The sequence below is a fragment of the Allobosea sp. FG18 genome (assembly GCF_057809495.1).
In genome coordinates this window covers 34,727-51,297 of sequence record NZ_JBMDKB010000026.1, presented here as the reverse complement: position 1 = coordinate 51,297, position 16,571 = coordinate 34,727, and the positions used below count along the sequence as shown (strand labels likewise).

The 16,571-nt window shown below is 66.9% G+C and carries 16 protein-coding genes; 6 read left to right on the top strand and 10 right to left on the bottom strand.

Features of this window, described 5'->3' with window-relative positions:
- Positions 1 to 46 precede the first annotated feature (46 nt).
- The 3 genes from ACODTJ_RS24410 (at position 47) to ACODTJ_RS24400 (ending at position 3,804) form a co-directional block, all read left to right on the top strand.
- A complete protein-coding gene (locus tag ACODTJ_RS24410) occupies positions 47 to 994 on the top strand; it encodes a bifunctional enoyl-CoA hydratase/phosphate acetyltransferase (protein WP_454658695.1) in 948 nt (315 codons plus the stop codon).
- Positions 991 to 2,115, top strand: coding sequence for an acetate/propionate family kinase (locus ACODTJ_RS24405; protein ID WP_454658694.1), 1,125 nt, complete (start codon positions 991 to 993; stop codon positions 2,113 to 2,115). The genes ACODTJ_RS24410 and ACODTJ_RS24405 overlap by 4 nt, the downstream gene beginning before the upstream one ends.
- Before the next feature lie 444 nt (positions 2,116 to 2,559).
- Positions 2,560 to 3,804, top strand: coding sequence for a flavin-dependent oxidoreductase (locus tag ACODTJ_RS24400; protein ID WP_454658693.1), 1,245 nt, complete (start codon positions 2,560 to 2,562; stop codon positions 3,802 to 3,804).
- 206 nt (positions 3,805 to 4,010) lie between these two features.
- Here the strand turns inward: ACODTJ_RS24400 and ACODTJ_RS24395 are convergent, their stop codons facing one another.
- The 8 genes from ACODTJ_RS24395 to ACODTJ_RS24360 form a co-directional block, all read right to left on the bottom strand.
- Entirely contained in the window at positions 4,011 to 4,469 is a 459-nt protein-coding gene (locus ACODTJ_RS24395) for a cupin domain-containing protein (protein WP_454658692.1), read from the bottom strand.
- A gap of 56 nt (positions 4,470 to 4,525) precedes the next feature.
- A complete protein-coding gene (locus ACODTJ_RS24390; protein WP_454658691.1) occupies positions 4,526 to 5,224 on the bottom strand; it encodes an ABC transporter ATP-binding protein in 699 nt (232 codons plus the stop codon).
- A gap of 165 nt (positions 5,225 to 5,389) precedes the next feature.
- Positions 5,390 to 6,139 (bottom strand): ABC transporter ATP-binding protein, encoded by a 750-nt coding sequence (locus ACODTJ_RS24385; RefSeq protein ID WP_454658690.1) that lies wholly within the window; start codon positions 6,137 to 6,139, stop codon positions 5,390 to 5,392.
- A complete protein-coding gene (locus ACODTJ_RS24380) occupies positions 6,132 to 7,127 on the bottom strand; it encodes a branched-chain amino acid ABC transporter permease (RefSeq protein WP_454658689.1) in 996 nt (331 codons plus the stop codon). Before ACODTJ_RS24380 ends, ACODTJ_RS24385 begins: the two co-directional genes overlap by 8 nt.
- A 2-nt stretch (positions 7,128 to 7,129) precedes the next feature.
- Entirely contained in the window at positions 7,130 to 8,056 is a 927-nt protein-coding gene (locus ACODTJ_RS24375) for a branched-chain amino acid ABC transporter permease (RefSeq protein ID WP_454658688.1), read from the bottom strand.
- Positions 8,057 to 8,241: 185 nt separating this feature from the next.
- On the bottom strand, positions 8,242 to 9,414 hold the full coding sequence (locus tag ACODTJ_RS24370) for an ABC transporter substrate-binding protein (RefSeq protein ID WP_454658687.1): 1,173 nt from the start codon (positions 9,412 to 9,414) through the stop codon (positions 8,242 to 8,244).
- Positions 9,415 to 9,666: 252 nt separating this feature from the next.
- Positions 9,667 to 10,554 carry a DMT family transporter gene (locus tag ACODTJ_RS24365; RefSeq protein ID WP_454658686.1) on the bottom strand — a complete coding sequence of 296 codons (888 nt, stop codon included), beginning with the start codon at positions 10,552 to 10,554 and terminating at the stop codon, positions 9,667 to 9,669.
- A gap of 10 nt (positions 10,555 to 10,564) precedes the next feature.
- Positions 10,565 to 11,722 carry a trans-sulfuration enzyme family protein gene (locus ACODTJ_RS24360; RefSeq protein ID WP_454658685.1) on the bottom strand — a complete coding sequence of 386 codons (1,158 nt, stop codon included), beginning with the start codon at positions 11,720 to 11,722 and terminating at the stop codon, positions 10,565 to 10,567.
- Positions 11,723 to 11,850: 128 nt separating this feature from the next.
- Between ACODTJ_RS24360 and ACODTJ_RS24355 the strand changes: the two genes are divergently transcribed.
- Both ACODTJ_RS24355 and ACODTJ_RS24350 read left to right on the top strand, forming a co-directional pair.
- Positions 11,851 to 12,312, top strand: coding sequence for an Lrp/AsnC family transcriptional regulator (locus ACODTJ_RS24355; RefSeq protein WP_454658684.1), 462 nt, complete (start codon positions 11,851 to 11,853; stop codon positions 12,310 to 12,312).
- Positions 12,313 to 12,437: 125 nt separating this feature from the next.
- Positions 12,438 to 13,604 carry an AGE family epimerase/isomerase gene (locus ACODTJ_RS24350; protein WP_454658683.1) on the top strand — a complete coding sequence of 389 codons (1,167 nt, stop codon included), beginning with the start codon at positions 12,438 to 12,440 and terminating at the stop codon, positions 13,602 to 13,604.
- Between the two features lie 29 nt (positions 13,605 to 13,633).
- Here ACODTJ_RS24350 and ACODTJ_RS24345 read toward each other — a convergent pair whose 3' ends face one another.
- Positions 13,634 to 14,833 (bottom strand): MFS transporter, encoded by a 1,200-nt coding sequence (locus ACODTJ_RS24345; RefSeq protein ID WP_454658682.1) that lies wholly within the window; start codon positions 14,831 to 14,833, stop codon positions 13,634 to 13,636.
- Positions 14,834 to 14,926: 93 nt separating this feature from the next.
- On the opposite strand from ACODTJ_RS24345, the gene ACODTJ_RS24340 reads away from it, so the two are divergent.
- The gene (locus tag ACODTJ_RS24340) at positions 14,927 to 15,679 is read left to right on the top strand and encodes an AraC family ligand binding domain-containing protein (RefSeq protein ID WP_454658681.1); all 753 of its coding nucleotides are present in this window, start codon (positions 14,927 to 14,929) and stop codon (positions 15,677 to 15,679) included.
- A 10-nt stretch (positions 15,680 to 15,689) separates the two neighbouring features.
- On the opposite strand, the gene ACODTJ_RS24335 is transcribed toward ACODTJ_RS24340, so the two are convergent.
- Positions 15,690 to 16,571, bottom strand: a complete 882-nt coding sequence (locus ACODTJ_RS24335; RefSeq protein WP_454658680.1) for an ABC transporter permease — start codon at positions 16,569 to 16,571, stop codon at positions 15,690 to 15,692.

The following is a 16,571-nucleotide window of genomic DNA, read 5'->3' as shown; positions in this document are numbered from 1 at the left end:
GCCCGGCATCGCCCGCTGGCTCGTCGCGCAAAGCTAGAGAGACGCCATGACGACGCTGACCTCCTCCGAGTATTTTCGGCTCGCGCTCGGCCGTTGCGAGGCTCTTCCGGCCGTGCGGACCGGGGTGGTGCACCCCGTCAAGGCCAATGTGATCGAGGCGGTGGCCGATGCCGTCAGCGAGCAGCTGATCGCGCCTGTCCTGATCGGCCCGGCCGGCCGCATTCGCGCTGCCGCAGAGGAGGCCGGCATCGACATCTCTCTCTGGGAGATCGTCGATACCGAGCACAGCCACGAAGCCGCGGCGAAGGCCGTCTCGCTGGCCGCCGCGGGCGAACTCGACGCGCTGATGAAAGGTTCGCTCCATTCCGACGAGCTTCTGGGCGCGGTCGTCCGGGCCGATTCCGGATTGCGGACCGAGCGGCGCATCTCGCACGCCTTCGTGATGCATATCGAGAGCTATCCCAAGCCCTTCATCATCACCGACGCTGCGGTCAACATCGCCCCCGATCTCATGACGAAGGCCGATATCGTCCAGAACGCCGTCAATCTCTGGCATGTCGTGCTGAACGGCATCGACGAATTGCCGAAGGTCGCGGTGCTGGCCGCCGTCGAAACCGTCAATCCTCATATGGCGGCAACGCTCGACGCCGCTGCTCTTTCCAAGATGGCCGATCGCGGCCAGATCACCGGCGCCATCGTCGACGGACCGCTTGCCTTCGACAATGCGATCAGCGCCGCGGCGGCGAAGGAGAAAGGCATCACCTCGGCCGTAGCCGGCCATGCCGATATCCTGCTCGTGCCGGAGATCGAGGCCGGCAACATGCTGGCGAAGCAATTGACCTTCCTGAGCGGCGCCGATGCTGCGGGAATCGTGCTCGGCGCACGCGTGCCGATCATCCTGACGAGCCGCGCCGACAATCTGCGCGCGCGCCTGCTCTCCTGTGCGCTGGCCGTTCTCCTGGCGGAAGCGCGCCGCACGGGACGGATCAAGTGATCGACACCGTCCTCGTCCTCAACGCCGGCTCGTCCAGCCTCAAGTTCCAGGTCTTTCGCGTCGGCGATCTCGACGTTCTCGCGCGCGGCAAGGCCGTGCGCCTTGGCGAGCCGGAACCCATCATGGACGCGAGCCTCGCGGACGGCACCCGGGAGCGTATCGCGCTGCCGCCGGCCTGCGACCATGACACGGCTCTTGCGGCCGTCCTCGCCTTCGTCGACCGCCACGACGATGCCTGGCGGATGAAGGCGGTCGTTCATCGCATCGTCCATGGCGGCGAACGCTTTGTCGATCCGGTCGTGGTCACGCCCGAGGTTTTCGCGGCGCTGGAGGCGCTTTCGCCGCTCGCGCCACTGCACCAGCCCCACAATCTGGCCGCGGTGACCGCTGCCCGGCGCCTGATGGGCGACGTGCCGAACATCGCCTGTTTCGACACCGCCTTCCACGCCCGGCACGACCCTCTCACCCATCATTTCGCACTCGAGCAGGGGCTGCGCGACAAGGGCATCCGTCGCTATGGCTTCCATGGCCTGTCCTATCAATGGCTGGAGATGGTGCTGGCCGAGCAGCATCCGCATCTTCATGCCGGCCGTGTCGTCGCGGCCCATCTCGGCAACGGCGCGAGCCTCTGCGCCATCCAGGGCGGGCGCAGCATCGACACGACCATGGGAATGACGGCGCTCGATGGCCTGCCGATGGGCACGCGCTGCGGCGCACTCGATGCAGGGGCCGTGCTCTACATGTTCCAGAGCCTGGGCATGAACGCGCAGGAGGTCTCGGATGCGCTCTATGAACGCTCGGGCCTGCTGGGATTGTCGGGCCTCTCCAACGATGTCGAGACGCTGCTGAAAAGCGACGACCCGCGCGCCCGCTTCGCGCTCGACCATTTCGCGCTCAAGGTTGCGCAGTTCACGGCATCCATGGCCGCCGCCATCGGTGGGATCGACGCGCTCGTCTTCACAGGCGGCATCGGCGAGCACGCGGCTCCCATACGCGATGCGATCGCCGAACGCCTGCGCTTTCTCGGGACATTCGAGGTCATCGTGATCAAGGCGAACGAAGAGCGCGTTATGGCGCTGCAGGCGCTCGCATGCCTCGCCGCGGAGGAACAGGCGCGATAGCGGTCAGGTCCGTCGCTGCGCTGCTGTATGGGCTGGTTCGAACGACAGCACGAGATGCAGCCCGATGGTGTCTATGAAACTCGGTTCTATTCCGTGTGTGGAAGGAATCGAACTCGTTCCCACCGAGAAAGTCGTTGGCAGGACTGTGCGCGCGCCGCCGATCTATCCGTGAGATAACCCTGAGCCGCTGAATGGGATCATGGGAACCGCCCGGCCGACCGAATTGTCCCTGCGGAGCCCCATCCGAGGTGATGGCGGTTGCCGGCTTCGGCGATCAAATGTCAAAGCGTTGCAAAGCCCACCGAAATCTCCGTTTCCCGCCGATTGCCGACCGTGCTGGAGGCAGGTCAACCTGAGCGCCGGCCCTCATCACACAAGTGCGATTGACAAGGCGAGTCGAGATATTTCAAACTTAAAATATTCAGATCGCTGAGGGGCGACGTCATGCGGGTCATCATTGTCGGCGGCGGTATCGGCGGGTTGACGCTGGCCTTGATGCTCCATGCCCGTGGCATCGGCGCGACCGTCTACGAGCAGTCCGGCGAGATCCGCGAGGTCGGCGTCGGCATCAATACCTTGCCGCATGCCATTCGCGAATTGGCCGAGCTCGGCCTTTTGCCCGCGCTCGACGAGGCCGGCATCCGCACGCGTGAACTGCACTACATGAATCGCTTCGGGCAGACGGTGTGGAGCGAGCCGCGCGGCCTGCATGCGGGCGCGCCGGTGCCGCAATTCTCGATCCATCGCGGCCGGCTCCAGTGCGTCATTCGCGATGCGGTGGCTGAGCGGCTGGGTCAGGATGCGATCCGCACCGGCCGCCGGCTGCAGGGCTTCATCCAGGACGAGGGCGGTGTCACCGCGCATTTCAGCGATACCCGCTTCGGCGGGGCCGGCGAGACCACGCGCGGCGATATTCTGATCGGCGCCGACGGCATTCACTCGGCCGTCCGTGCTCACTACTTCCCGAACCAGGGATCGCCGCGCTGGCAGGGCGTGCAGATGTGGCGCGGCGCCTGCGACTGGCCCGCCTTCCTCGATGGCGAGAGTATGATCATCGCTGGCGGCATGGCCGGCAAGCTGGTGCTCTATCCGATCGGACAGGGTGCGACGCCGCAGACGCGCCTCACCAATTGGGTCGTCAATATCCGCACCGGTGACCCCGAAAGGCCGCCGCCGAAGGAGGCCTGGTCGAAAGCCGGCCGGCTCGAGGACGTCCTGCCTTTCGCGCGGCGCTTCAGCGTGCCGGGCGTCGATATCCTGGCGCTGATCCAGGCTACCGGGACCTTTTGGGAATACCCGATGTGCGACCGCGACCCGCTGCCGCGCTGGACCCATGGCCGCGTCACGCTGCTTGGCGATGCCGCCCATCCGATGTACCCGGTCGGCTCGAACGGTGCCTCGCAGGCGATCCTCGACGCACGCTGCCTCGCCGACGGGCTGGCGAAAGCCGAGCATCCGCGCCAGGCGCTGGCGGCCTATGAGGCGCAGCGCCTGCCGGCGACGGCAGAGGTCGTGGCGATGAACCGTGTCGGCGGGCCGGAGCGGGTCATCGATGCTGTCGAGGCGCTGGCCCCGCAGGGCTTCGACGATGTCGAGAAGGTGCTGGACCACGCGTCGCGCGAGCAGATCGTCAAGGGCTATGCCGGCAAGGCGGGCTTCTCGGCCGAGCAGTTGGCGGGGCGGAAATAACGCACCAGCGGCGCCGTCATTTCGGAGCGCCGCAAAGCGGTGGCCTCAGAATCCGCGGACAAGACCGCTGCAGTCCCGTCATGGTCGGGCTTGTCCCGACCATCCACGTCTTCGTCGATCCAGTGCTGTGTTCAAGACATGGATGCTCGCCACAAGGGCGAGCATGACGGCTTGGTTCCGCAAGCAAGCGTTGGAGCGCCTTGCCCTCAACCCGCATCAGGCGGGGGCGGCAGGAAATCGACCTCGTGCTTGGCCGAGAGCGCGACGACATCGGCCGGCTTCTGCTCGGCCATGGAGTGCAGGCCCCAGAACAGGTCGTAGAGGCGGGCGGTCGGCGAGACCCAGAACAGGCACTTCACCGTCACGTCGCCCTTGTTGAACAGGCCGTGCGGGATGTTGCGCGGCAGCTTGATCAGGTCGCCGGCGGTGGCGAAGCTCTCCTTGCCGTCGAGCAGCAGGTCGAGCCGGCCCTCCAGCATGTAGATGAACTCGTCCTGCGTCGTGTGGATATGCGGCGGCACGAAGGTTCCGGGGGGGAGGGTCGCGTGCCAGGAGAAGCTCTCCTCCGTCAGCGTCTTCGGCACATAGGTCTGGCCGAGGATGCTCCAGGAGATACCTTCCAGGCCCTCATTGGCGCGCGTCACGCCGGCTGTCAGCGGATTCATCGTCTTGGCTCTCCTCATCTGCCGGCGCGCGGGCCGGATGGCGGTGGTGTGATCTGCTAGAAGTGGAGGAAGCGGTCCTTCACGGCGCTGTCGCTGCGCAGGTCTGTGCTGGAACCGCGCCAGACGACGCGTCCTTTCTCCAGCACGACATGGCGGTCGGCGATCCGGACCAATGCGTCGACATTCTTGTCGATGACGAGGATCGATTCGCCCTCCGCCTTCAGGGCCGTCAGGCAGTTCCAGATCTCCTCGCGGATCAGGGGGGCGAGCCCCTCCGTCGCCTCGTCGAGGATGATCAGTTTCGGATTGGTCATCAGCGCCCGCCCGATCGCCAGCATCTGCTGCTCGCCGCCGGAGAGCTGGTTGCCGCGATTCTCCCGCCTTTCCTTGAGGCGCGGGAAGAAGGCGTAGATCCGTTCGAGGTCCCAGCGCTTCTTGCCGGAGCGGTCCGCCGCGGTGGCGATCAGGTTCTCCTCGACCGAGAGCGTCGGGAAGATCTGGCGGCCCTCCGGCACGAGGCCGATCCCGGCCTGCGCGATGCGGAAGGGCGCGGCGCCGGTGAGATCGCGCCCGCCGAAGGCGATCTTCCCCGCCTTTGCCGGCAGCAGGCCCATGATCGAGCGCACCGTCGTGGTCTTGCCCATGCCATTGCGGCCGAGCAGGGTCACGACCTCGCCTTCGCCCACAGTGAGGTCGACCCCGAACAGGATCTGCGCCTCGCCATAGCCGGCATCGAGCCCTTCGACGCTCAGCATGACGAGCGCTCCGCCTTTGTCATTCCGGGGCGCGCAGCGAACCCGGAACCCACGACTGGGTTCGACGCTTCTGCGGCAATGGGAAGGGCCCGCCCGGTCGTGGGTTCCGGGTTCTTCGCTGCGCGAAGCCCCGGAATGACAAGGGTGATGCAACGAGCCGCCATCTCATCCCTCCTCGCCGAGATAGGCCTGCCGTACCGCCGGATCGGCCCGGACCGCAGCCGGCGCGCCCGAAGCGATGACGCCGCCATAGACCAGCACGGTGACACGATCGGCCAGCGCGAAGACTGCGCTCATGTCGTGCTCGACCAGGAGCATGGCGAAGCGGCCTTTGAGGCTGTTCAGCAGCGCGATCAGGCGCTCGCCCTCCTCGTGGCCGACGCCGGCCAGGGGCTCGTCGAGCAGGATGAGCTTGGGCTGCAGGGTCAGCGCCATCGCGATTTCCAGCGCGCGCTTCTCGCCATGCGAGAGGCTGCCGGCCGGCGCATGGGCGCGCTCGGTCAGGCCGACCGCCTCCAGCGCCTCCCAGGCGGGCGCGTTGAGCGCCGCGTCGCTCGCGGCGTCACGGAACAGCGAGAGCGGATGGGCGCTATGTGCCTGCACGCCGAGAGCGACATTCTCCAGCGCCGAGAGCGAGGCGATGGTCGAGGTGATCTGGAAGGTGCGCGCGAGCCCGGCCCGTGCCCGCGCCTGCGGCGGCAGGCGGGTGATGTCCTGCCCGCCGAACAGGATCGCTCCGGAATCCGGCTTGAGCGTCCCGGAGATCTGGTGGACGAGCGTGGTCTTGCCGGCGCCGTTGGGACCGATCAGCGCGTGCAGTTCGCCCGGCGCGATGGTGAGGTCGACCCCATTGGTGACCTTGAGCGCGCCGAATGACTTGGCGAGGCCTTTGAGTGCGAGCGCCGGCTCAACCATCGCGGCGCCCTCTCAGCTTGTGGGCGAGGCCGGCGATGCCGCCATGGGTGAACAGCACGAAGAGCACGATCAACGGCCCGAAGATGACCTTCCAGTTCTGTGTCAGTGACGAGAGCACGTCCTCGGTGATCAGGAAGGCGAGGGCGCCGAGGATCGCGCCATAGAGCGAGCCGACGCCGCCGAGCACGACCATGAAGATCAGCTCACCGGAACGCGACCAGGACATATAGGCCGGACTGACGAAATCGGTTTGGTTAGCGAGGAGGAAGCCCGACAGGCCCGCCATCATGCCGCTGACCACATAGGCGCCGAGCCGGACACGGTTGACGTCATAGCCGGTGACGGTGACGCGCACGGCATTCTCCCGCGCCGCCCGTAGCACACGGCCGAAGCGCGAGGCGACGAGCCGTCGCGCCAGCCAGTAGCACACCGCGAGCGTGCCGAGCGCGGCATAGTAGAAGCCGGTCCGGTTGGCGAAGATCTCGCGTCCGAAGAGCGTGCTCTTTTCGTAGAGGGTCAGGCCGTCATCGCCGCCATAGGCCGAGAGCGCCTGCGCGAAGTAGAAAGCCATCTGCCCGAAGGCCAGCGTGATCATGATGAAGGCGACGCCGCGCGTCCGCAGCGAGACATAGCCGGTGACCGCCGCGAAGATGGCGCAGGCGAAGAGGATGATCGGCAGTGCCACCAGAATCTCGGTCTGGCCCTCGCTGATCAGGATACCTGTGCCATAGGCGCCGATGCCGATGAAGGCGGCATGGCCGAAGGAGACGAGGCCGCCGATACCGAGGACGAGGTCGAGCGAGAGCGCCGCGATCGCGAAGATCATCGCCCGCGTCACCAGCGTCAGCCAATGTCCGGGCAGGCCGAGCATGGAGGCGAGCGGCAACAGGGCCAGCAAGGCGAAGATGATGAGTGGCGCGAGCCGGCGCACTGTCGGCGCCGGAGGCCTCGCCGCGGCTGCGGCGGAATTCGGAGGAGCGCTCGCCATGCTCACGAGCGCCCCTTGGCGGGGAGCAGACCCTCCGGCCGGACGAACAGAACCGCCGCCATGACCAGATAGATCAGCATCGAGGAGAGCGCTGCGCCCGTCGCGCGCGCCGAGGCCGGCGCCATGAACAGGCGAAGCAGGTCGTTCATGAAGGACCGGCCGAGCGTATCGACGAGCCCGACGATCAGCGCCCCGACGAAGGCGCCGCGGATCGAGCCGATGCCGCCGACGACGATGACGACGAAGGCGAGGATCAGCACCGTGTCGCCCATGCCGGGCTCGACCGAGAGGATCGGCGCCGCCATGGCTCCGGCGAAACCGGCGAGCATGGTGCCGAAGGCGAAGACGATCATGAACAGCTTGCGGATATCGACACCCAGCGCCGAGACCATCGGCGCGTTCGAGGCGCCGGCCCGGAGCAGCATGCCGGTGCGGGTCTTCTCGACGACGAACCAGAGCAGCGCGCCGACGCCGAGCCCCGCTGCGATCAGGGCGAAGCGGTAGACGGGGTAGAGGATGCCGTCCATCAGCCGGACATTGCCGGAGAGGAATTCCGGCACCGGCACCGAGAGCGGCGCGGCGCCCCAGATCATCTTGACCGCCTGGTTGAGCAGCAGGATCAGCCCGAAGGTCGCCAGCACCTGATCGAGATGGTCGCGTTCATAGAGATGCCGGAAGACCAGGAATTCGAGGGCGAGCCCCAGCAGCAGCGCGGCGGCGAGCGCGAGCACCAGCCCCAGCAGGAACGAGCCGGTCAGGCTGACGAAGGTGACGGCGAGATAGGCGCCCAGCATGTACTGGACGCCGTGGGCTAGGTTGATGAAATCCATCACGCCGAAGACCAGCGTCAGCCCGGCCGCGACCAGGAACAGCAGGACGCCGAACTGGAGCCCGTTCAGGAGCTGGACGATCAGGAGGCTGAGGGTCATGGGATCGGTGGCTCGCTCTGCCGTCGCGATCAGGCTCGACCGTCATTCCGGGCGTAGCGAAGCGAAGGCCCGGAATCCATCATAGGGCGCACTCCTGTTGGGGCTTGCCCTTCGATGGATCCCGGATCAGCGCCGCTTCGCGGCTTGTCCGGGATGACGGCGGCGGATGTAGTGCCGAGGCACCCTTACTTCAGCGCGCAATCCTTGGCGTGCGGGTCGGCGTAGTCCGAAAACACCTTCTGGGCGATCTCGGTCTGGAACTTGCCGTCGGCGCGCTTGGCGACCTTGACGAGGTAGAAGTCCTGGATCGGGTAGCCGTTGGTGTTGAACTTGAACTTGCCGCGCAGCGAGGTGAAATCGGCCTTCTTGATCGCTTCGCGCAGCTTGTCGGGGTTGCCGGTGCCGCCCGCCGCCTTCACGGCGGAATCGATCAGCATGGCCGCGTCATAGGACTGCTGGGCATAGGAGCCGGGCACGATCTTGTAAGCGGCCTCATAGGCTTTGACGAAGTCCTTCGTCTGCGCGTTGTCCATGTTGGGCGCCCAGGTCATGCCGCCATAGAGGCCGACCGCGGCGTCCTGCTGCGCCGGCAGGGTCGATTCATCGACCGTGAAGGCGGAGAGGAACGGGATCTTGCCCTGCAGGCCGGCCTGCGACCACTGCTTGACGAAATTGACGCCGAGCCCGCCGGGCAGGAAGGCGAAGACGACATCGGGCTTGGACGAGGCGATCTTGGCGAGGTCGGCCGAGAAATCCATCGCGTTCAGCGGCGCATAGACCTCGTCGACGATCTCGCCCTTGAAGTAGCGCTTGAAGCCGGCGAGCGAGTCCTTACCCGCCTGATAGTTCGGCGCGATGATATAGGCCTTCTTGTAGTTCTGGTCCTGCGCGTATTTGCCGAGGACCTCGTGCACCTGGTCGTTCTGGTAGGAGGTGACGAAGAAGTTCTTGTTGCAGGCCTTGCCGGCCATGGTCGAGGGGCCGGCATTCGGGCTGATCAGGAAGGCGCCGGAATCGAGCACCGGCTTGGCGATCGCGCCGAGGATGTTGGAGAAGACCGGGCCGACGACGAAGGCCGGCTTCTCGCTCTCGACGAACGAGCGCACACGCTCGACCGCGACATCGGGCTTCAGCTCGTCGTCGATCACCGTGATCTTGACCGGCACGCCGCCGAGCTTGCCGCCGTTCTTGTCGACCGCGAGCTGGAAGCCGTCGCGGACCTGCTGCCCCAGCGAGGCGGCCGGGCCGGTCAGCACGCTGACCACGCCGATCTTGATCGGCTCCTGTGCCTGTGCGGACGCGATGGACAGCGCCAGCGCGCCGCAACCGAGTGCCAGACCGAACCTGAATGCCGTCATCGATGCTCTCCCGGGCGAAGTTGAAGCGCGGCCCCGTTCCCTTGGATTTCTTTGGCTCGCGCAGACCATAATGTTTCAAGCTTAAAATATCTGCAAGACGCAGTTTAAGGAAATTTCCCGGGCTCTCCAAGGCGGCGGCATCGGTGGCGCTCGCTGCCCGCACAAATGGCGTGTCGGCAAGGTATCGCCCGCCGGCGCGGGCAGGGCGGCGGCTGCGACCTACCCCTGCCGGGTGAGGCCCTGCGGCGAGGATTATTGCCGAAGAGCGAGGGCGACACCGCCGATGGTCAGCACGATCGCGAGCAATTCCCGAGCCCCCAGCGTTTCGCCCAGCAGAGGCACGGCGGTCAGCGTTCCCACCACGGGCACGATCAGCATGCTGGTTGCGGCAACCGCTGTCGGCAGGCGCCTGAGCGCGCCGAACCAGGTGAGATAGCAGAGCGCCATCGGGCCGATGGCCATGTAGGCCAACCCCATGGCTCCCTGCATCGACAGCGATGCGATATGCGGCTGCTCCAGCATGAGGCTCAATCCCACCATCGGCAGGCAGCCGAGGCCGACCTGCCAAGCGGCGACGGCCGGACCCGGCATGGCGAGGGGCTTCCTCGCCTTGACCGTGCCGAGGGCGAACAGAACGGCCGCCGCAAAGGCGAACAGCACGCCGGGAAGCTTGGCCGCCGAGAAGTCAGGCCCGCCCATCAGAACGACCATACCGGTGACGCTCAGGCCCAGCGCCACCAGGCTGCGCCGTGTCGGGCGGGCTCCGAGCAAGGGCCAGGCGAGCATCATCGCCCAGATCGGCATGGAATAGGCGATCAAGGCGCCCTCGGAGACCTTGAGCCAATTCAGCGCCAGCGCGGTGAAACCCATCCAGGCGAAGACGTTGATCGCAGCCGCCACGACGAGAGGCGCACGGGCTTCCCTTGGCACGGCAAGGCTGTCGCCGCGAGCGATTGCGAGCAGGGCGAGGCACAGCGCGCCGATGAGGCCGGCCGTCCCCCGCGCGAAGAGCGGCGGCCAGTCCTGCAGGACGAATTTCAGCACGGACCAGTTGAGGCCCCAACCCAGGGCCGTGACCATGAGGAGGAGTTTGCCGACCGTCTGACTGGCCGGCATGGGGGCGGAGCCTGTCACGGTCATGGCAAAAGCCTTACGCGCGATGTCCGGCCTTCAGCGCCTGGTCGAGATCGGCATAGAGGTCGTCGATATCCTCGATGCCGGTCGAGAGACGCAGCAGGTCGGTCGGGCAGGGCGAGCCGGCGCCCTCGATCGAGGCGCGATGCTCGATCAGGCTCTCGACGCCGCCGAGCGAGGTCGCCCTCTTGTACAGTTCGACATGAGCTGCCGTGGCAATGGCCGCCGCCTCGCCGCCGGTCACCTGCACCGACAGCATGAAGCCGAAGCCGTTCTCCATCTGCCGCGCCGCGATGTCGTGGCCGGGATGCTGCGGCAGGCCGGGATAGAGCACGCGGGCCACCAGCGGATGCGCCGAGAGTCGCTGCGCCAGCGCCATTGCAGACGCGGCCTGCCGCTCCTGCCGGACGTGCAAGGTACGCATGCCGCGCATCAGGAGATAGGCCTCGAACGGGCCGAGGATGCCGCCCTGGCCCTTGCGCACCGTCTTGATGCGGTTCCAGAACTCGTCGTCCTCGCGAGCGCAGAGCGCCCCCGCGACCACGTCGGAATGGCCGTTCAGAACCTTCGTCGCGGCATGCATGACGATATCGGCGCCGAGCGTCAGCGGGCGGGTATGGACCGGCGAGGCGCAGGTCGAATCGACGGCGAGCTTGGCGCCGGCTGCATGGGCAATCTCCGCAGCACCGGCAATGTCGGTGATCGTCCAGAGCGGGTTCGACGGCGTCTCGATCCAGACGAGCTTGGTCGCGCCCGGCTTCACCGCCGTCTTCAGCGCGGCGAGGTCGTCGGTCTCGACGAAATCGACCTTGATGCCCCAGCGCGTCGCCTCGGTGAGCAGCCAGGCCCTGAGCGCCCAGTACATCACCTTGGAAGCGACGACATGGTCGCCGGGCGAGAGCGCCTGGAACACGGCGGTGGCGGCTGCCATCCCCGAGCCGAACAGCAGCGCGCCGGCCTTGGCCTCCTCGAGCATGGCGAGCACGGCCTGCGCCTCATGCACCGTCTCGTTGTCCGGCCGGCCATAGATGAAGCCGGTCGAATAGCCGTTATCCTCGTCGCGGATATAGGTCGTCGAGATATGGATCGGCGGCACGACGCCCTTGGTGGTCGAGTCGATCTTGCCCATGGCCTGCGCGGCAAGGCTTCTCTTGGTCCACTTCGCCGCGTTCATGGTCTGCTTCCCCGATTCATGGCTGCCGACGAGTTCGGCGCGTTGACCAGATCATGCCGGCAAGCGCTTGGCGATAGTCGCCCATTTTTGCTATCGAGTGATCAAATTCGCCAATCGTAGAGTGCTTGATGGCTAAAGCAGTCGATCTCGACAAGTTCGATTACGCCCTGCTGAGAGAGGTGCAGGCCGATAATCAGACGCCCGCGCGGGTACTGGCCGAACGCGTCGGCCTGTCCCAGAGCGCCGTGCTGCGGCGGCTCCGGCGCCTGCGCGCCGAAAAGGTCATCACGGCCGATGTCTCGATCGTCAGCCCGGAAGTCATGGGCGTGCCGGTGACGGTGCATGTCACCGTCTCGATCATTCAGGGCTCGCGTACCTATGGCGATTTCGCCCGCAAGCTTCAGGCCCGGCCCGAGGTCAAGCAGGCCTCTTATGTGACGGGCGGCGCCGATTTCGTGCTCCACCTGCAGGTCGAGAGCATGGCCGCCTACGCCGCCTTCACCCGCGAAGTCTTCCATGACGATCCGAACGTCGCGGAGTACCATAGCTTTATCGCCATGCGGGAAGTCGTCGGCCGGGGCGCGCCATAGCGCTCTGCGCCGGGCGATGTGGACGCCGGCCTCGGCTGTGGCTATCCGCTCGAAGCTATGGTGGCGCCGCGAATGCCGGGAAGCGTTGCTCTCGGTCCAGCCTTCCTCTTCGAGGATATCGTCTGATGAAGCGTGAAGAAGCCCTGGAAACCGCCGCCGGCTTGCCTTCGAAGGGGTGGCTCAGGGAAACCCTTGTCCCCGGCTGGATCAGCCGTGCGGTCCGGCCCGGTCACGCGGGTTTCGTCGAACTCTTCGATCCGGCCGATCCGGATCGCGAACCCGGCCCGGTCAGGACGACGCTCGTCAGCGCCCGGCTGACCTATGTCTTCAGCCATGCCCATCTGCTCGATCCCCAGGGAGATGCGCTCGCGGCTGCCCGCCACGGCTTCGCCTTCCTGCGCGACACCTGTCGGGAGGGCGGTCGCGGACGCTTCCTTCATTCCGTCCACGAGGACGGCACACCGGTGGATGCCCGGACCGATCTCTACGACCTCGCCTTCGTCCTCTTTGCTATGGCCTGGTATTATCGCGCGACGCGGGACGATCAGGCGCTCGCGATCGCGAACGAGGTGATCGGCTTCATCGAAGGCGAGATGGCGCATCCGCAGGGCGGTTTCGCCGAGGATACGCTGGGAACGCTGCCGCGGCGGCAGAACCCCCATATGCATCTGCTTGAAGCCTTTCACGCACTGGCGGAGGCGACCGGTGAGCAACGCTGGCTCGACCATGCCAATGCCATCGTTCGGCTCGCGCGCCAGCATCTGGTCGATGCCGAGACCGATACGCTCGGCGAGTATTTCACCGACGACTGGAAACAGGCTCCCGGCGCGGCCGGCCTGGTCTGTGAGCCCGGCCATCACCTCGAATGGACCTGGCTGCTACTGCATCACTGGCGCCTGACGGGCGACACCGAAGCGCGCGATCTGGCGGAGCGGCTCTACGGCTTCGCGATCCGGCACGGCTTCGACGATGGCCAGGCAGGCCCGCTCGCCGCCTTCGACATGGTCGATCGCAGCGGCAATGTCACGGCGCCGACCAAGCTGCTCTGGCCTCAGACCGAGGCGATCAAGGCCTTCCTCGCCAGGATCGAGTTTCTGGGCGATGCCGATGCGGCCGCGCGTCTCGACAAGCATCTCGCCAGCCTGTTCCGCTGGTTCGTCGCGCCCGAGACGGGGCTTTGGTTCAACCAGCTCGCAAAGGACGGAACGCCCAGGCAGACGGTCATCCCGGTGCGGGTGCTCTACCATCTCCTGCTCGCCCTCGCGGAATGGGAGCGCGTCCGCGTGGGCTGACGAGGCTGTCCGCGTCCCCGGCCTGAAGCTTACGGCTCCGCGGCAGCGGTTTTCGCCGCCGGCGCGGCCTGCGCCAGGAAGAAGAACGCCAGCGCGGCGCACCAGACGATCAGGCCGAACACCGTGGCGCCGGCCAGCACCAACCCGAACCCGCCCTGCGCATGCAGCACGGCGAGCATCGGCACCACGAAGCCGCTCACCGTGAAACCGAGGAAATAGCGCACGCTGAAGGCCTTGGCGCGGTGCTGCGCCGGCACGTAGCGGGCGACCATCGCGTCGTTGACGACGACCTGCCCGTAGATCGCGGCCATGGTCATGACGAGGCCGATCAGCAGTGGCGCGCCGGACGTCGTCGCCGCGAGCGCGAGCCCGAGCGGCTGGAACAGCGCGAGCCCGACGAACAGGGTGGGCAGCGTGAAGCGGTCGACCAGCCGGCCCATCAGCCATTGCGTGGCCGCGCCGAAGACGAAGACCAGCGTCGCCAGCGAGCCGATCAGTGCCAGAGGCAGATCGAGGCCGAGCCGTTCGTCGATGACCTTCGGGAGCGCGATCGTGGTGATGTTGAAGGTCATGCCGCCCGCGATGATCGCGACGGCGAAGACGACGAGCAGCGCGACCGGCCGGTTGACCGGAATAAGCTCGGCCTTGCCGGCGCGGTTGGCGGACGGGTTTCCGTCGCCGGGCACGAGCGCGATGAAGGCGGCGCCGAGAACGAGGCAGACGAGGCCCGGCAGGATGAAGGCGAAGCGCCAGCCGAAATTCGCGGCGATGAGCGCGGTGACGCCAGCGGCCGAAGCGGCGCCGAGATTGCCCCAGACGGCGTTGACGCCGAGATCGCGTCCGAGCTGGCGGGCATGGCTGACCAGCATGGTCGAGCCGACCGGGTGATAGATCGCCGAGGCGACGCCGAGCACGAGCAACCAGCCGGCGAAGGCGGCGGGACGATCCGCGCTGGCGACGCCGAGGCAGGACAAGCCATAGCCGATGAAGAACACGGCGAGCATGTTGCGCCGGCCGAACCGGTCCGAGAGCCAGCCCATCGGCAGCGAGCACAGTCCGAAGGCGACGAAGGCGCCGGTGGCGAGGCCGATCAGCTCTGCGTAGCTGAGGTTCGTCTGCGCCGCGATGGCGATCACGGCGGTCGGGTAGATCAGCAGCACGAAATGATCGAGCGCATGGGCCGCGTTGACGAACAGAAGGGTGCGCTTCGACAGCGTCTCGGGGCTCATGGGCAATCTCGTCGCGATGATGGCCGATCCTAGCTTGACCCGCTAGGCCTGTCGGGTCGTTATTCGACGCGATCGGGCCAGAGAGTGCAGGCGATGCGCAGCGAGAGCGAAGCCTATCAGACGGTGCCGCGGGCCGTCGCCGTGATGCCGAAGAGCTACGAGGCCGGCGCGAGCACGGGCTGGCACAGCCACCCCCGTGCGCAACTGCTCTATGCCACCGCCGGCCTGACCCTGGTGCGGGCCGAGGACGGCACCTGGGTGCTGCCGGCTCGGCACGCGCTCTGGATTCCGCCGCGTCTCTCCCACGAAGTCAGGATGCACGGCGCGGTCTCGATGTGCTCGGCCTATATCGCGCCCGCGGCGGTCAGCGTCCTGCCGACAGGGTGCCGCGTGCTCGAGGTCTCGGCCTTGCTCGCGGCAACGCTGGAGGCGCTCTCGGCCGAGCCGCTGCTTTATGACGAGGCCGGGCGTGGCGGCCATCTCGCGGCGCTGATCCTCGACGAGATCGCGCGGGCGCCTGAAACCGCGCTGACGCTGCCTTTGCCGCGCGATCCACGCCTGCGGCGGATCTGTGATGCGCTGCTCAAGGATCCCGCGCTGGATATCGATCTCGACGGTTGGGCCGAGCATGCCGGTGCGAGCCGGCGCACACTGACGCGCGGCTTCCGGGCCGAGACCGGGATGAGCTTCGGTGACTGGCGCTCGCGCCTGCGCGTGCTCAGGGCCATGACAATGGCGAGTGACGGCGCATCACCGCACCAGATCGTCAGGGCGGTCGGCTATCAGGATCAACGTGCGCTGCGAACGGCAGCGCGACGCGTCCTCGGCCGGACTGACCTGTCCTGACGGGGGCAGGTCAGCGCGATTGCAGTGTCGGGTCGAGCCGGTCGCGAATCCAGTCGCCGACGATCGAGATCGACATCGTCGTCAGGAAGATCGCCATGCCCGGCAGGACCGCGATCCACCAGGCACTGGTCAGATAGGCGCGGCCGGCGCCCAGCATCTGGCCGAGGCTGGTCAGGGGCGGGCGGATGCCGAGCCCGAGGAAGCTGAGCGAGGTCTCCAGCAGGATCACCTGCGGGAAGTTCAGCGTGAACTGGACGATCAGCACGCTCAGGATGTTCGGCAGGACATGGCGGAGATAGACATGTCGGGCCGGCGCGCCCAGCGCCGTCACGGCCGTCGCATAGCCCTGCGTATTGGCGGCGATGACGACGCCGCGCGTCAGCCGCGCGAACACCTCCCAGCCATAGAAGCCCATGATCGCAACGAAGAGGAAGAAGCCGCCGCCGAACAGGGCGATCAGCGCCAGCGCGATCATCATGAAGGGCAGCGAGGCCTGCACGTCCGCCAGCATCATGATCGCCTCCTCGGTGAGCCCGCGGAAATGGGCGGCGATGAAGCCGAGCGTCGTGCCGATCAAGGCGCCGATCAGCGTCCCGCCGAGCGCAACGAGCACGCTGAAGCGGATCGCGTAGATCAGGCGGCTGAGGACATCGCGCCCGAGCTCGTCGGTCCCCAGCAGATGCTCCGGCAGGCCGCCGAGAAAGCTCGGCGGTTTCAGGCGCTTCAGCAGTGATTGCGTGCGGTAGTCGTAAGGCGCCAGCCAGTCGGCGAAGAGGAAGATCACGAGGATCAGGCCGAGCAGGACGAGGGCCATGACCACGAGCGCGGGATAGCGCGCCTCGGCCTGCACCGGCGCGTCGTCCTTCCGGCGGAAGAGTGTCGTGAGCGCCAT

Coding starts and splice junctions, on each gene's coding strand:
- ACODTJ_RS24380 (WP_454658689.1), bottom strand. CDS start 7,127: ATGGCGAGCGCTCCTCCGAATTCCGCCGCAGCCGCGGCGAGGCCTCCG.
- ACODTJ_RS24345 (WP_454658682.1), bottom strand. CDS start 14,833: ATGAGCCCCGAGACGCTGTCGAAGCGCACCCTTCTGTTCGTCAACGCG.
- ACODTJ_RS24375 (WP_454658688.1), bottom strand. CDS start 8,056: ATGACCCTCAGCCTCCTGATCGTCCAGCTCCTGAACGGGCTCCAGTTC.
- ACODTJ_RS24365 (WP_454658686.1), bottom strand. CDS start 10,554: ATGACCGTGACAGGCTCCGCCCCCATGCCGGCCAGTCAGACGGTCGGC.
- ACODTJ_RS24370 (WP_454658687.1), bottom strand. CDS start 9,414: ATGACGGCATTCAGGTTCGGTCTGGCACTCGGTTGCGGCGCGCTGGCG.
- ACODTJ_RS24335 (WP_454658680.1), bottom strand. CDS start 16,571: ATGGCGCTCACGACACTCTTCCGCCGGAAGGACGACGCGCCGGTGCAG.
- ACODTJ_RS24410 (WP_454658695.1), top strand. CDS start 47: ATGACGACGCTGACCTCCTCCGAGTATTTTCGGCTCGCGCTCGGCCGT.
- ACODTJ_RS24395 (WP_454658692.1), bottom strand. CDS start 4,469: ATGAATCCGCTGACAGCCGGCGTGACGCGCGCCAATGAGGGCCTGGAA.
- ACODTJ_RS24400 (WP_454658693.1), top strand. CDS start 2,560: ATGCGGGTCATCATTGTCGGCGGCGGTATCGGCGGGTTGACGCTGGCC.
- ACODTJ_RS24360 (WP_454658685.1), bottom strand. CDS start 11,722: ATGAACGCGGCGAAGTGGACCAAGAGAAGCCTTGCCGCGCAGGCCATG.
- ACODTJ_RS24340 (WP_454658681.1), top strand. CDS start 14,927: ATGCGCAGCGAGAGCGAAGCCTATCAGACGGTGCCGCGGGCCGTCGCC.
- ACODTJ_RS24350 (WP_454658683.1), top strand. CDS start 12,438: ATGAAGCGTGAAGAAGCCCTGGAAACCGCCGCCGGCTTGCCTTCGAAG.
- ACODTJ_RS24385 (WP_454658690.1), bottom strand. CDS start 6,139: ATGGTTGAGCCGGCGCTCGCACTCAAAGGCCTCGCCAAGTCATTCGGC.
- ACODTJ_RS24355 (WP_454658684.1), top strand. CDS start 11,851: ATGGCTAAAGCAGTCGATCTCGACAAGTTCGATTACGCCCTGCTGAGA.
- ACODTJ_RS24390 (WP_454658691.1), bottom strand. CDS start 5,224: ATGCTGAGCGTCGAAGGGCTCGATGCCGGCTATGGCGAGGCGCAGATC.